General features: G+C 61.4%; 17 protein-coding genes. 6 read left to right on the top strand and 11 right to left on the bottom strand.

Annotation, left to right across the window (positions count from 1 at the left end):
* The first annotated feature begins 42 nt into the window (after positions 1-42).
* Entirely contained in the window at positions 43-888 is an 846-nt protein-coding gene (locus PFEN_RS03755) for a carbon-nitrogen hydrolase family protein (RefSeq protein ID WP_191485689.1), read from the top strand.
* A 19-nt stretch (positions 889-907) separates the two neighbouring features.
* Positions 908-2350: a metalloprotease TldD gene (tldD, locus tag PFEN_RS03750; RefSeq protein WP_191485688.1), complete on the top strand. Its 1443-nt coding sequence runs from the start codon at positions 908-910 to the stop codon at positions 2348-2350.
* A gap of 51 nt (positions 2351-2401) precedes the next feature.
* Here tldD and yjgA read toward each other — a convergent pair whose 3' ends face one another.
* Positions 2402-2923: a ribosome biogenesis factor YjgA gene (yjgA, locus tag PFEN_RS03745; protein ID WP_191485687.1), complete on the bottom strand. Its 522-nt coding sequence runs from the start codon at positions 2921-2923 to the stop codon at positions 2402-2404.
* A 108-nt stretch (positions 2924-3031) separates the two neighbouring features.
* Here yjgA and pmbA point away from each other — a divergent pair, with 108 nt between their 5' ends.
* On the top strand, positions 3032-4378 hold the full coding sequence (pmbA, locus tag PFEN_RS03740; RefSeq protein ID WP_191485686.1) for a metalloprotease PmbA: 1347 nt from the start codon (positions 3032-3034) through the stop codon (positions 4376-4378).
* 107 nt (positions 4379-4485) lie between these two features.
* Here the strand turns inward: pmbA and PFEN_RS03735 are convergent, their stop codons facing one another.
* The 10 genes from PFEN_RS03735 to PFEN_RS03690 all read right to left on the bottom strand — a co-directional run bounded on the left by PFEN_RS03735 (position 4486) and on the right by PFEN_RS03690 (position 11557).
* Positions 4486-4758 (bottom strand): HPr family phosphocarrier protein, encoded by a 273-nt coding sequence (locus PFEN_RS03735; RefSeq protein ID WP_191485685.1) that lies wholly within the window; start codon positions 4756-4758, stop codon positions 4486-4488.
* Between the two features lie 16 nt (positions 4759-4774).
* Entirely contained in the window at positions 4775-5632 is an 858-nt protein-coding gene (rapZ, locus tag PFEN_RS03730) for an RNase adapter RapZ (RefSeq protein ID WP_191485684.1), read from the bottom strand.
* Positions 5633-5634: 2 nt separating this feature from the next.
* Positions 5635-6099, bottom strand: a complete 465-nt coding sequence (gene ptsN, locus PFEN_RS03725; protein ID WP_191485683.1) for a PTS IIA-like nitrogen regulatory protein PtsN — start codon at positions 6097-6099, stop codon at positions 5635-5637.
* Positions 6100-6108: 9 nt separating this feature from the next.
* Entirely contained in the window at positions 6109-6414 is a 306-nt protein-coding gene (gene hpf, locus PFEN_RS03720; RefSeq protein WP_191485682.1) for a ribosome hibernation-promoting factor, HPF/YfiA family, read from the bottom strand.
* Between the two features lie 122 nt (positions 6415-6536).
* Positions 6537-8033: an RNA polymerase factor sigma-54 gene (locus tag PFEN_RS03715; protein ID WP_191485681.1), complete on the bottom strand. Its 1497-nt coding sequence runs from the start codon at positions 8031-8033 to the stop codon at positions 6537-6539.
* A gap of 186 nt (positions 8034-8219) precedes the next feature.
* Positions 8220-8945 carry an LPS export ABC transporter ATP-binding protein gene (gene lptB, locus PFEN_RS03710; protein ID WP_191485680.1) on the bottom strand — a complete coding sequence of 242 codons (726 nt, stop codon included), beginning with the start codon at positions 8943-8945 and terminating at the stop codon, positions 8220-8222.
* Entirely contained in the window at positions 8945-9490 is a 546-nt protein-coding gene (gene lptA, locus PFEN_RS03705) for a lipopolysaccharide transport periplasmic protein LptA (RefSeq protein ID WP_191485679.1), read from the bottom strand. The genes lptB and lptA overlap by 1 nt, the downstream gene beginning before the upstream one ends.
* Entirely contained in the window at positions 9477-10049 is a 573-nt protein-coding gene (gene lptC / locus PFEN_RS03700; RefSeq protein ID WP_191485678.1) for an LPS export ABC transporter periplasmic protein LptC, read from the bottom strand. Before lptC ends, lptA begins: the two co-directional genes overlap by 14 nt.
* 8 nt (positions 10050-10057) lie before the next feature.
* Positions 10058-10582, bottom strand: a complete 525-nt coding sequence (locus PFEN_RS03695) for a KdsC family phosphatase (protein WP_191485677.1) — start codon at positions 10580-10582, stop codon at positions 10058-10060.
* Entirely contained in the window at positions 10583-11557 is a 975-nt protein-coding gene (locus PFEN_RS03690; protein ID WP_191485676.1) for a KpsF/GutQ family sugar-phosphate isomerase, read from the bottom strand.
* A 292-nt stretch (positions 11558-11849) separates the two neighbouring features.
* Here PFEN_RS03690 and PFEN_RS03685 point away from each other — a divergent pair, with 292 nt between their 5' ends.
* The 3 genes from PFEN_RS03685 to mlaD are packed head-to-tail and all read left to right on the top strand — an operon-like array spanning position 11850 to position 13926.
* Positions 11850-12659, top strand: coding sequence for an ATP-binding cassette domain-containing protein (locus PFEN_RS03685; protein ID WP_191485675.1), 810 nt, complete (start codon positions 11850-11852; stop codon positions 12657-12659).
* Between the two features lie 2 nt (positions 12660-12661).
* Positions 12662-13459 carry a lipid asymmetry maintenance ABC transporter permease subunit MlaE gene (gene mlaE, locus PFEN_RS03680; RefSeq protein ID WP_191485674.1) on the top strand — a complete coding sequence of 266 codons (798 nt, stop codon included), beginning with the start codon at positions 12662-12664 and terminating at the stop codon, positions 13457-13459.
* Positions 13459-13926, top strand: coding sequence for an outer membrane lipid asymmetry maintenance protein MlaD (gene mlaD / locus PFEN_RS03675; protein WP_191485673.1), 468 nt, complete (start codon positions 13459-13461; stop codon positions 13924-13926). The genes mlaE and mlaD overlap by 1 nt, the downstream gene beginning before the upstream one ends.

Raw genomic sequence — 13926 nt, 5'->3', positions numbered from 1 at the left:
CGCATGGAGTAGCATGGCGCCATACCTTTGAAGGAGTGCGCCATGACTTTTTCCGTCATCCAAATGGTCAGCCAGAGCGATGTGCTGGCCAATCTGGCCCAGGCTCGCGCGCTGCTGGAGCGCGCGGCCGAAGGTGGGGCGCGGCTCGCCGTGTTGCCGGAAAATTTCGCCGCCATGGGCCGCCGCGACGTCGCCGCGATCGGTCGTGCCGAAGCGTTGGGCGAAGGACCGATCCTGCCCTGGTTGAAACAGGCCGCTCGCGACCTCAAGTTATGGATAGTGGCGGGCACCTTGCCGTTGCCGCCCGTTGACCAGCCGCAGGCCAAGGCCAATGCCTGCTCGCTGTTGATCGACGAGCAGGGAGAGGCGGTGGCGCGTTACGACAAGCTGCATCTGTTCGACGTGGACGTGGCGGACACGCGCGGGCGTTATCGCGAATCCGATGACTATGCTCATGGTAACCAGGTGGTGGTGGCCGATACTCCGGTCGGGCGCCTGGGCCTGAGCGTGTGCTACGACCTGCGCTTTCCCGAGCTCTACAGCGAGTTGCGCAAGGCCGGTGCCGAATTGATCAGCGCGCCCTCGGCTTTTACTGCTGTGACGGGGGCCGCGCATTGGGAGGTGCTGATTCGCGCCCGGGCCATCGAGACCCAGTGCTACCTGCTGGCGGCGGCCCAGGGCGGTGTCCATCCGGGGCCACGGGAAACCTTCGGGCATGCGGCGATTGTCGACCCGTGGGGACGCATCGTTGCCGAACAGGATCAAGGCGAAGCGGTGTTGCTGGCCGAACGCGACAGTAAGGAACAAGCGTCCATCCGGGCGCGGATGCCGGTGGCGAGCCATCGGCGCTTTTTCTCGCAGGGCGCGCGGCGGCCTGCATCGGAATGACGAAATAAGGCGCAAAACCATGAGCGAGTTGTTGTCCTCAGTCAGTGAACACCTGTTGGCGCCGGGTGGCGTAAGCATCGAAAGCCTGCAAGCAGTGTTGGGCGACCTGGCCGGGCCGGGCATCGATGCTGCCGACCTGTACTTTCAGGGGCAGATTTCCGAGTCCTGGGCCCTGGAAGACGGCATCGTCAAGGAAGGCAGTTTCAACCTTGACCAGGGGGTCGGCGTACGTGCCCAGTCCGGTGAGAAAACCGGGTTTGCCTACAGCAACGCCATCACCCTCGAAGCCCTGGGCTCGGCGGCGCGCGCCGCGCGTTCGATTTCCCGGGCCGGGCAGCACGGCAAGGTCCAGGTATTCAGCAGCCAGGAAGTGACGCAGTTGTATGCGCCGGACAACCCGCTGGACGTGATGAGCCGTGCCGAGAAGGTCGAGTTGCTCAAGCGCGTCGATGTCGCCACGCGGGCCCTGGATCCGCGTATCCAGCAGGTCTCGGTGAGCATGGCCGGGGTCTGGGAGCGAATTCTCGTCGCCTCCACCGACGGCGGCCTGGCGGCCGATGTACGGCCGCTGGTGCGTTTCAATGTCAGCGTGATCGTCGAGCAGAATGGCCGTCGCGAGCGCGGCGGTCACGGCGGCGGCGGGCGCACCGACTATCGCTATTTCCTCACCGAGGACCGTGCCATGGGGTATGCCCGCGAGGCCTTGCGCCAGGCGTTGGTCAACCTCGAGGCCATTCCCGCGCCGGCAGGTACCCTGCCGGTGGTGCTTGGTTCCGGTTGGTCCGGAGTGTTGCTGCACGAAGCGGTCGGCCACGGCCTGGAAGGCGATTTCAACCGCAAGGGCAGTTCGGCCTACAGCGGGCGGATGGGTGAAATGGTCGCCTCCAAGCTCTGCACCATCGTCGATGACGGTACCTTGGCGGGCCGTCGCGGTTCCCTGAGCGTTGACGACGAAGGCACGCCGACCGAGTGCACCACGCTGATCGAAAACGGCGTGCTCAAAGGCTATATGCAGGACAAGCTCAATGCCCGCTTGATGGGGGTGGCCCGGACCGGTAACGGTCGTCGCGAGTCCTACGCGCACCTGCCGATGCCGCGTATGACCAACACCTACATGCTTGGCGGCGAAAGCGATCCGGCGGAAATCATCGCCTCGGTGAAGCGTGGTATCTACTGCGCCAACCTCGGCGGCGGCCAGGTCGATATCACCAGTGGCAAGTTCGTGTTCTCCACCAGCGAGGCCTATCTGATCGAGGACGGCAAGATCACCGCGCCGGTCAAGGGGGCAACGCTGATCGGCAATGGACCGGAAGCCATGAGTCGGGTGTCGATGGTCGGCAACGACCTGGCACTGGACAGTGGCGTGGGGACGTGCGGCAAGGATGGGCAGTCGGTACCGGTGGGTGTCGGCCAGCCGACCTTGAAGATCGATGCGATCACCGTGGGTGGCACGGGGTCGTAGGAAGAGGTGGAGCGTCGGGTGAGCGCCAAGGCGACTCACCCGGGGCGAAGATCAGCGCAGACCGCGTTGAGTTTCGTCCAGCTCACGGATGTACTTGAAGATTTTACGGCTGGCGGCCGGCGCCTTGCTCTGCGCAAGCTCATGTTGAGCCTGGCGGATCAGGGAACGCAGTTGCTGGCGATCAGCGTCCGGGTATTCGACGACGAATTTTTCCAGCACATCGTCGGCGCCTGCGATCAGGCGATCGCGCCAGCGTTCGAGATTGTGGAAACGTTCGTTGTATTGCCGGGTGGAGGCATCGAGTTGATCGAGCAACTGCAGAACCGCGTCGATGTCCTGATCGCGCATCAGCTTGCCGATGAACTGGATATGCCGTTTACGCGCGATATTCGCGGTGTGCTTCGGCGCATCGGCCAAGGCACGGCGCAAGCCGTCGGTCAGTGGCAGTTTGGCCAGCAAGTCAGGCTTGAGAGTGGTGAGGCGCTCGCCGAGATCAACCAGAGCATGTAGCTCGCGTTTGACCTGGGTTTTGCTTTTCTCCCCATCGAGGGAGTCGTCGTAAGAATCAACCATGGTGGCAGTCCGCAAAGAAACGCCGCCATGATAACCAGTCGGGGGCCGCTTGTCCGGCCCGGTCGCTCGAAGACCTAGACCGAAAGCAGAATTTGAGTGGAGAAAGCCATGAGTTCAGCACAAAGCGTCGGCCCGCAGGCGTTGCCGGTCCTGCAGGAGCAGGTCGAGCAGATCCTCGCCGAAGCCAAACGCCAGGGCGCCAGTGCCTGTGAAGTGGCGGTGTCCCTGGAGCAGGGGCTGTCGACTTCGGTGCGCCAGCGGGAAGTGGAAACCGTCGAGTTCAACCGCGACCAGGGCTTCGGCATCACCTTGTACGTAGGTCAGCGCAAGGGCTCGGCCAGCACCTCGGCCAGTGGCCCCGAAGCGATTCGCGAGACCGTGGCGGCGGCCCTGGCCATTGCCCAGCACACCTCGGAAGACGAGCACTCGGGCCTGGCTGACGCAGCGCTGATGGCAAAGGAGATCAAGGACTTCGATCTGTTCCATGCCTGGGACATCAGCCCCGAGCAGGCCATCGAGCGCGCATTGATCTGCGAAGCGGCGGCTTTCGATGCCGACAGCCGGATCAAGAATGCCGACGGTACGACCCTGAGCACCTCCCAGGGCTGTCGCGTATATGGCAACAGCCATGGTTTTATCGGTGGTTCCGCATCGACCCGGCATAGCCTCAGTTGTGTGATGATCGCCGAAGGCGATGGCCAGATGCAGCGCGATTACTGGTATGACGTCAATCGCCAGGGCGAATTGCTGGCAGATGCCGCCAGCATTGGCCGCAAGGCCGCGCAGCGGGCGGCCAGCCGCCTGGGCGCGCGTCCGGTGCCAACCTGCGAAGTGCCGGTGCTGTTCTCGGCGGAGTTGGCCGGTGGCTTGTTCGGCAGTTTCCTCTCGGCGATTTCCGGTGGCAACCTGTACCGCAAGTCTTCGTTCCTCGAGGGGGCGATGGGCCAACGCCTGTTCCCGGAGTGGCTGACCCTCGACGAGCGTCCGCACCTGATGCGTGGCATGGGTAGTTCGGCGTTTGACGGCGACGGCCTGGCGACCTATGCCAAGCCGTTCGTCGAAAATGGCAGCCTGGTCTCCTATGTGCTGGGTACCTACTCGGGACGCAAGCTGGGTCTGCCGAGCACGGCCAACGCTGGTGGCGTGCACAACCTGTTCGTGACCCATGGGGCCGAGGATCAGGATGCGCTGATCCGGCGCATGGATCGCGGTCTGCTGGTGACCGAGTTGATGGGCCACGGCCTGAACATGGTCACCGGGGATTATTCGCGGGGCGCGGCGGGTTTCTGGGTCGAGAATGGCGAGATCCAGTTCCCGGTCCAGGAAGTGACCATCGCCGGCAACATGCGCGATATGTTCAAGCAGATCGTGGCTATAGGTAGCGATCTTGAACTGCGCAGCCATATCCGCACGGGCTCGGTGTTGATCGAGCGGATGACTGTCGCCGGTAGCTGATTGTAGGAGCCGGCTTGCCGGCGATAGCGGCCGGACAGCCGCAAGGCTTGCGGCTGTCATCGCCGTCGCCCCTGTAGGAGCAAGCTCGCTCCTACAGGGGCGGGGCGTTATTGGCCTTCGTCGAAATAGTTGTTGATCAGCTTGGCCAGCGCATCCATCGCCTCGTTTTCCTGTTCGCCCTCGGTCTTCAGGTAAATCCGCGTGCCCTTGCCGGCGGCCAGCATCATCATGGCCATGATGCTCTTGCCATCGATCATGCTTTCGGGCGTGCGCCCAACGCGGATCTGGCAGGGAAACTGGCCGGCAACGCCGACGAACTTCGCCGAAGCGCGGGCGTGCAGGCCGAGTTTGTTGATGATTTCAATTTCCAGAGCGGGCATCGCGGTGGTGGTCCTTTCAGCTAAGGTCGCGGTGGCGGACCTGGACGTTCTTCAGGGATTGTTGCAGGGCCTTGCCCAAGCGTTCGGTAAGGTAGACGGAGCGGTGATGCCCGCCCGTGCAGCCGATGGCAATAGTGACATAAGCCCGGTTGCTCGCGGCAAAACGCGGCAACCATTTGAGCAAATAGCTGGAAATATCCTGGTACATTTCCTCGACATCCGGCTGCGCGGCCAGGTACTCGGCTACCGCCGGGTCGAGCCCGGACTGCTCGCGCAACTCCGGTTTCCAGTAGGGGTTGGGCAGGCAGCGCACATCGAACACCAGATCGGCATCCACGGGCATCCCGCGCTTGAAGCCGAATGATTCGACCAGAAAGGCAGTCCCCGGTTCCGGCTGGTTGAGCAGACGCAGCTTGATGGTGTCGCGCAACTGATAGAGGTTCAGGTGGGTGGTATTGACCTTGAGGTCCGCCAGGTCCGAGATCGGCCCGAGCAGGTTGCTTTCGTCGCGGATGGCCTCGGCCAGGGAGCGATTGGCACTGCTCAGCGGGTGGCGCCGACGGGTTTCGGAAAAGCGCTTGAGCAGGGTCTCCTCGTCGGCATCCAGGTACAGGATATCGCACTGGATATGGCGGCTGCGCACTTCATCCAGCAGTTCCGGGAATCGCGACAGGTGGCTGGGCAGGTTGCGCGCATCGATGGAGACGGCGACCAACGGTTGCGCCAGCTCGGTATGGATCAGCGCTCGCTCGGCCAGCTCCGGCAGCAGCCCGGCTGGCAGGTTGTCGATGCAGTAGTAGCCGCTGTCCTCGAGAACATCGAGGGCGGTGCTTTTACCCGAGCCGGAGCGCCCGCTGACGATGATCAAGCGCATGGTCAATGACCGCTCTGCTCGTCCAGGACCACCTGATACAGGGCCTGGTTGGAGGTGGCACCACGCAGTTTTTCGCGGACGTCCTTGCGGTCCAGCATGCTGGCAATCTGCCGAAGCAGCTCCAGATGGGCATCGGTAGCCGCTTCCGGGACCAGCAGGACGAACAGCAGGTCAACCGGAGCCCCGTCGATAGCGTCGAAATCGATGGGGGCATCCAGATGCATCAGGGCGCTGATGGGTGTTACGCAACCCTTGAGGCGGCAGTGTGGAATGGCGATGCCATTGCCAAAACCGGTCGAGCCGAGCTTTTCCCGTGCGACCAGGCTATCGAAGACATCCTGCATGGCCAGGTAAGGGACTTCGTGGCTGATCAGGTTGGCAATTTGCTCGAGGGCTTTCTTTTTACTGCCGCCCGGCACGTTCACCAGGGAACGGCCGGGGGTCAGGATGCTTTCAAGTCGGATCATGGATGGGTGTCAGCGACCCGTACCCTGGAGCAGGTGCAGGTTCTTTTCCTTATGTTTTTTCAGTTGTCGGTCCAGCTTGTCGGTAAGCAGGTCGATCGCCGCATACATGTCGTCATGCTCGGCGTTGGCGACTACTTCACCGCCGTGGATATGCAAGGTGGCTTCGATTTTCTGCTTCAGTTTTTCGACGGCCATGGTCACCTGTACGTTGGTGATCTTGTCGAAATGACGCTCCAATCGGTCGAATTTCTCGCCGATGTAAGTGCGCAGGGGGTCGGTCACTTCCAGTTGATGTCCACTGATATTGACTTGCATACAGCTTCTCCTTCGTTGCCAGTGCATAACGCGGCAGGCGATTGCCTGCCACAGTGCCATGTCCTGAAACTGCCTGCGCGGCGAGTTTCAAAACACAGCCAGACGCTGTAACGGGGCCCGTGCTACATCAGTCGCTTCCGTTCGCTGGAGGGGGCGATCCCCAACGACTCACGGTATTTGGCGACGGTACGGCGGGCCACCTGAATGCCTTGTGCCTCCAGTAAACCAGCGATCTTGCTGTCACTCAACGGCTTTTTCTGATTTTCCGCCGCAACCAGTTTTTTGATGATCGCGCGGATCGCCGTGGACGAGCATTCACCGCCTTCGGAGGTACTGACATGGCTGGAGAAAAAGTATTTCAGTTCATAGATACCGCGTGGGGTATGCATGAATTTCTGTGTGGTTACCCGGGAAATCGTCGACTCATGCATGCCGACCGCCTCGGCGATGTCATGCAGCACCAGCGGTTTCATCGCTTCATCGCCGTACTCCAGGAAGCCGCGCTGGTGCTCGACGATCTGGGTGGCGACTTTCATCAGGGTTTCGTTGCGGCTCTGCAGGCTCTTGATGAACCAGCGGGCTTCCTGCAACTGGTTGCGCATGAAAGTGTTGTCGGCGCTGGTGTCGGCGCGCCGGACGAAACCGGCGTACTGCGGGTTGACCCGCAGGCGTGGCACCGACTCCTGGTTCAGTTCCACCAGCCAACGCTCGTTGTGCTTGCGCACGATCACGTCGGGTACCACGTACTCGGCTTCGCTGGACTCGATTTGCGAGCCCGGACGCGGGTTGAGGCTCTGGACCAGTTCGATGACCTGGCGCAGCTCGTCTTCCTTGATCTTCATGCGGCGCATCAACTGGCTGTAGTCGCGGCTGCCCAACAGGTCGATGTAGTCGCTGACCAGGCGCTGCGCCTCGGCCAGCCAGGGCGTGCGCGCCGGCAACTGGCGCAGTTGCAGCAACAGGCATTCACCCAGGTTGCGGGCGCCGATGCCGGCCGGTTCGAATTGCTGGATGCGATGCAGTACCGCTTCGATCTCGTCCAGCTCGATATCCAGCTCCGGGTCGAAGGCGTCGAGGATTTCCTCGAGGGTTTCGTCCAGGTAGCCCTGATTGTTGATGCAGTCGATCAGGGTCACGGCGATCAGGCGGTCGGTGTCGGACATCGGCGCCAGGTTCAGTTGCCAGAGCAGATGGCTCTGCAGGCTTTCCCCGGCCGAGGTGCGAGTGGTGAAGTCCCACTCGTCGTCATCGCTGCTGGGCAGGCTGCTGGCGCTGGTCTGGTAGACATCCTCCCAGGCGGTGTCGACCGGCAGTTCGTTGGGAATGCGCTCGTTCCAGTCGCCTTCCTCGAGGTTGTCCACGGTCGGCGCGGTCTCCTGCTGGTAGGACGGTTCCTGGATCTCGGTATTGGCTGTGTGCTCGGCGTTGTCGGCCAGCGGGTCGGTATTGTCGAAGTCGTCGCCTTCTTCCTGGCGTTCGAGCATCGGGTTGGACTCCAGGGCCTCCTGGATTTCCTGCTGAAGGTCCAGGGTCGACAATTGGAGCAGGCGGATGGCCTGTTGCAGCTGCGGTGTCATCGTCAGCTGCTGGCCCATTCTCAGGACTAGCGATGGTTTCATGGCAGGGGCTTAACACCTTATTCGCCGGCGCGCATGCGCCATCCACTCTACAGGGCGCCGGGGCGCCAAACATAAGCAAATTATATGCCTGAAACCCGAGCGTTTGCCTAGAGCGCTGTAACAATAAAAATCGTGTGGTTTTTATTGAACGGAGCGCGCTCTGGCGATTGGTCCGCTACCTCATGTCTACAGGCGGAATTCGTGGCCCAGATAGACTTCCTTGACCAGTTCGTTGGCCAGGATGGTGGCTGAGTCGCCCTCGGCGATCAGTTGTCCATCGTTGACGATGTAGGCGGTTTCGCAGATATCCAGAGTCTCGCGGACGTTGTGGTCGGTGATCAGTACGCCGATACCCTTGGCCTTGAGGTGATAGATGATCTGTTTGATATCGCCTACGGAAATCGGGTCGACCCCGGCGAAGGGCTCATCGAGCAGGATGAATTTCGGCGCGGTGGCCAGGGCGCGGGCGATTTCCACGCGACGCCGCTCGCCACCGGACAGGCTCATGCCGAGGTTGTCGCGAATGTGGCTGATGTGGAACTCCTGCAACAGGCTTTCCAGTTCCTTGCGGCGATCGTTCTTGTCGAGGTCCTTGCGGGTCTCGAGGATCGCCATGATGTTGTCGGCCACCGACAGTTTGCGGAAAATCGATGCTTCCTGGGGCAGGTAGCCGATCCCGGCGCGGGCGCGGCCATGCATGGGCTGGTGGCTGACGTCCTGGTCGTCGATCAGCACGCGACCCTGGTCGGCCTGGACCAGGCCGACAATCATGTAGAAGCAGGTGGTCTTGCCGGCACCGTTGGGGCCGAGCAAGCCGACGATCTGCCCGCTGTCGATCGACAGGCTGACATCACGCACCACCTGGCGACTTTTGTAGGCCTTGGCCAGATGCTGGGCTTTCAGGGTTGCCATTACTGCGCCTTCTGCTGGTCGGTTTTCGGCTTCGGCTGGATGACCATGTCGATGCGTGGGCGCGGTGCGGTGATGGCGCTACCGTTGGCGCGACCGGCCTGGGCGATCTGCTTCACCGTGTCGTAGACGATTTTCTCGCCTTCGGTGGTGTTGCCGTCGTTGATCACCTTGGCCTTGTCGATCAGGATGATGCGATTCTGCTGGGCGTGGTACTGGATGGTCACGCCATAGCCTTGCACCGGCTTCGGATCGCCGACTTTCTGCAGTTGTTCGAAGTAGGCCAGGTTGCCCACCGAGGTCACCACGTCGATGGCGCCGTCCTTGGTGCGGGTCAGCGTCACGGTGTTGCCCTTGACGATCATCGAGCCCTGGGTGATGACCACGTCGCCCTTATAGGTGGCGATGCCTTGCTTGTCGTCCAGTTGAGCGTCGTCGGCTTGGATGCGGATGGGCTGCTGGTTGTCGGTCGGCAGTGCCCAGGCGCTCACGCTTCCCAGTGCCGCACCCAGGCCAAGCAAAATAGGGAGGGTTTTAACGAGACTCATACTGTCCTCTTACATTGGACAGCAGGTGTATCCGGCTGTCGTTCAAATACGCTTTCATTCCCTTGCCAGTGGTCACGCCGTCGGCGCCGTCGATTCTAACGGCTTGCTCGGTCTGCGCATATTGCTTCTGTGGGAATACTGTCATTCGGCTGCTGGTAATAATGACTTCGCGTTGTAGTTCGTCGGTGCGCGCCACCCGCACCGAGTCGATCAGTTCGATCTCGGTACCGTCCGGATTGACCTCGGCGTGCTCGCTCTGGACATGCCAGGGATAGACCGTGCCGCGGTAGATGTGCATGTCGGGCTTGGTCACCAGGGTCACATCCGAGGCCCTGAGGTGTTCGACCTTGTCGCCGGTCAGGTCGTACTGCACGCGACCGTCGGGCATGTATTGAATGCTGTGGGCGTTAATAGCGTAGTAGTCGATCTGTGTTTCATCGACCTGCGCCACCGGGCGCTCCAGAAAGCGTTCCGGACTGATGTTCCAGTAGCCAACGGCCGCGAACATGGCGGCAATGACAGCGAACAGCAGAATATTGCGAATTTTCTTGCTCAGCATAAATAGCTCTACAGGTAGGCGGCGTGAGCCGCTTCAAGGCTGCCCTGGGCTTGCAGGATCAGCTCGCAGAATTCGCGGGCGGCGCCTTCGCCACCCCGGGCGCGGGTAATGCCGTGGGCGTGTTCGCGGACGAAGCTGGCGGCGTTGGCCACGGCCATGCCCAGGCCGACGCGGCGGATCACCGGCAGGTCCGGCAGGTCGTCGCCCAGGTAGGCCACCTGTTCATAGCTTAGATTGAGCTGGGCGAGCAGCGCGTCGAGCACTACCAGTTTGTCTTCGCGGCCCTGGTAGACATGGGGGATGCCGAGGTTCTGCGCGCGGCGCTCGACCAGGGTGGTCTTGCGTCCGCTGATGATCGCGGTTTGCACGCCGGCGCTCATCAGCATCTTGATGCCCTGGCCGTCGAGGGTGCTGAATGACTTGAATTCGCTGCCGTCTTCGAGGAAGTACAGGCGACCGTCGGTCAGTACGCCATCGACGTCGAAGACCGCCAGCTTGATGGCCTTGCCGCGTTGCAGTAGATCGTCGTTCATTTACATCACTCCCGCGCGCAGCAGATCGTGCATGTTCAGGGCGCCCACCGGGTGATCCGCGTCGTCGACCACCACCAGCGCGCTGATCTTGTGGTCTTCCATGATTTTCAGGGCTTCGGCGGCAAGCATCTCGGCCCGGGCGGTCTTGCCGTGGGGGGTCATGACGTCTTCGATCCGGGCTGTGTGAATGTCGATGGTCCGGTCCAGGGTCCGGCGCAGATCGCCGTCGGTGAAGATCCCGGCCAGGCGCCCATCGGTTTCGACGATCACGGTCATGCCCAGGCCTTTATGGGTCATTTCCATCAGCGCGTCTTTCAGCAGGGTGCCGCGCAGCACCTGCGGCAGCTCTGTGCCGGCGTGCATGACATTTTCCACTTTCAGCAGCAGTCGACGACCCAGGGCGCCGCCCGGGTGGGAAAAGGCAAAGTCCTCGGCGGTGAAGCCACGGGCCTCGAGCAGCGCCACCGCGAGGGCGTCGCCCATCACCAGGGCCGCCGTGGTGGAGGAAGTCGGCGCCAGGTTCAGCGGGCAGGCTTCATGCTCGACGTGCACGTTCAGGTTGACTTCGGCGGCCTTGGCCAGCGGCGACTCGGGATTGCCGGTCAGGCTGATCAATTGGATGCCCAGGCGCTTGATCAAGGGCAGCAGGGTGACGATTTCCGCGGTCGAGCCGGAATTGGACAGGGCCAGGATGATGTCGTCCCGGGTGATCATGCCCATGTCGCCGTGGCTGGCCTCGGCGGGATGCACGAAAAAGGCCGTGGTGCCGGTGCTGGCCAGGGTGGCGGCGATCTTGTTACCTATGTGCCCGGATTTGCCCATGCCGACCACGACCACACGGCCCTTGCTGGCCAGAATCATTTCGCAAGCGCGTACGAAATCAGCGTCGATATGCGGCAGCAAGCCTTCTACGGCTTCGAGTTCGAGGCGGATGGTGCGTTGTGCTGATTGAATCAGGTCGCTGGATTGGCTCATGTCAGAAATCGTATAGCCTGATGAAAAGGCGCGATTATAGCGGTAATGCCTTCTTCACTCACACTAGATCGTTGTGTTTTGCACTGGATCTGTAGGACTTTGCCTTCGGTTTTGCTCTCGCAGGCGGTCAAACCCGGCTGTATTTATCCTGAACAAGGATGGCTTCGGCCTTGGGCGGCTCGTATTAGCAGTGATATAGTTCGCGGCCAGCTCGGCCCGCTCAGGAAGTGTGTGCTTCTTTTTCAAGGGAGACCTGGTGTCCGAGTCAGAGGCTGCATCGCAAGGAGTTTAGATGAACGCCGATAACGCCTACGCGGTCGAGCTGAAGGGTGTGACCTTCAAGCGCGGTACGCGGAGCATCTTCAATAATGTCGACATTCGTATCCCGCGAGGCAAGGTCACCGGCATCATGGGGCCGTCCGGGTGCGGCAAGACCACCCTGTTGCGGCTGATGGGCGCGCAACTGCGGCCCAACGCCGGTGAAGTATGGGTCAATGGGCAGAACCTGCCCACGCTGTCGCGCGGCGATCTGTTCGATGCCCGCAAACATATGGGGGTGCTGTTCCAGAGCGGTGCACTGTTCACCGACCTGGACGTTTTCGAGAATGTCGCCTTTCCGCTGCGGGTTCACACCGAACTGCCGGATGAAATGATTCGTGACATTGTCCTGCTCAAACTACAAGCCGTCGGCTTGCGCGGGGCGATCGACCTGATGCCCGACGAGCTGTCCGGCGGCATGAAGCGTCGCGTGGCGCTGGCCAGGGCGATCGCCCTGGATCCGCAGATCCTCATGTACGATGAACCGTTCGTCGGCCAGGACCCCATCGCCATGGGCGTGCTCGTGCGCCTGATCCGGCTGCTCAATGACGCCCTGGGCATCACCAGCATCGTGGTCTCCCACGATCTGGCCGAAACCGCCAGTATCGCCGACTACCTGTACGTGGTCGGCGACGGCCAGGTGCTCGGGCAAGGTACGCCCGAAGAGCTGATGAACGCCGATAACCCGCGTATTCGCCAGTTCATGAAAGGCGATCCCGACGGTCCCGTACCGTTCCACTTTCCGGCGCCGGACTACCGCACCGACCTGTTGGGGAAGCGCTGACAATGCGCAAGACATCCATTATCGAGAGAGTGCGTCTGTTCGGTCGTTCGGGCCTGGACGTGCTTGCCGTGCTCGGTCGTTCGACGCTGTTCCTGTTCCATGTGCTGTTCGGCCGTGGCGGGATTGGCGGTGGCTTCGGCTTGCTGGTCAAGCAACTGCATTCCGTGGGCGTGATGAGCCTGGTGATCATCGTCGTCTCCGGGGTTTTCATCGGCATGGTCCTGGCCCTGCAGGGCTTCAATATCCTGTCCAGCTACGGTTCCGAGCAGGCGGTGGGGCAGATGGTTGCCCTGACGCTGTTGCGTGAACTCGGGCCGGTGGTCACCGCGCTGCTGTTTGCCGGGCGGGCCGGTTCGGCGCTCACCGCCGAAATCGGCAACATGAAGTCCACCGAGCAACTGTCCAGCCTGGAAATGATCGGTGTCGATCCGCTCAAGTACATCATCGCGCCGCGGCTGTGGGCCGGCTTCATTTCCCTGCCGGTGCTGGCGATGATCTTCAGCGTGGTCGGGATCTGGGGCGGTTCGTGGGTGGCGGTGGACTGGCTGGGGGTCTATGAGGGCTCCTACTGGGCCAACATGCAAAACAGCGTGACGTTCAACAGTGATGTGCTCAACGGCATTATCAAAAGTATCGTATTCGCCTTCGTGGTGACCTGGATTGCCGTTTTTCAAGGCTACGACTGTGAGCCCACATCCGAGGGGATCAGCCGTGCCACGACCAAGACCGTGGTCTATGCCTCCCTGGCAGTGCTGGGCCTTGACTTTATTCTGACCGCCTTGATGTTTGGAGATTTCTGATGCAAAACCGCACCCTGGAAATCGGTGTCGGCCTTTTTCTGCTGGCTGGCATCCTGGCTTTGCTGCTGCTTGCGTTGCGGGTCAGTGGACTGTCCCCTACGACAAACACTGACACGTATAAATTATATGCGTACTTCGACAATATCGCCGGTTTGACTGTCAGAGCTAAGGTCACCATGGCCGGTGTCACTATCGGCAAGGTGACGGCGATCGATCTGGACCGCGACAGTTTCACCGGCCGGGTGACCATGCAAGTTGAAAAACGCGTGAACAACCTGCCGACTGATTCCACCGCGTCTATCCTCACGGCGGGCTTGCTCGGTGAGAAGTACATCGGCCTCAGCGTGGGCGGGGAAGACACCCTGCTCAAGGATGGTGGGACCATTCACGACACCCAGTCGTCGCTGGTGCTGGAAGATCTGATCGGTAAATTCCTGCTCAATACCGTGAACAAAGACGCCAAATGA

The organism is Pseudomonas sp. FEN (assembly GCF_904067045.1).
In the GTDB taxonomy this organism is placed as follows: Bacteria; Pseudomonadota; Gammaproteobacteria; order Pseudomonadales; family Pseudomonadaceae; genus Aquipseudomonas.
Note: the sequence above shows the minus strand (reverse complement) of the source record. Positions and strands in the feature narration are given on the sequence as shown.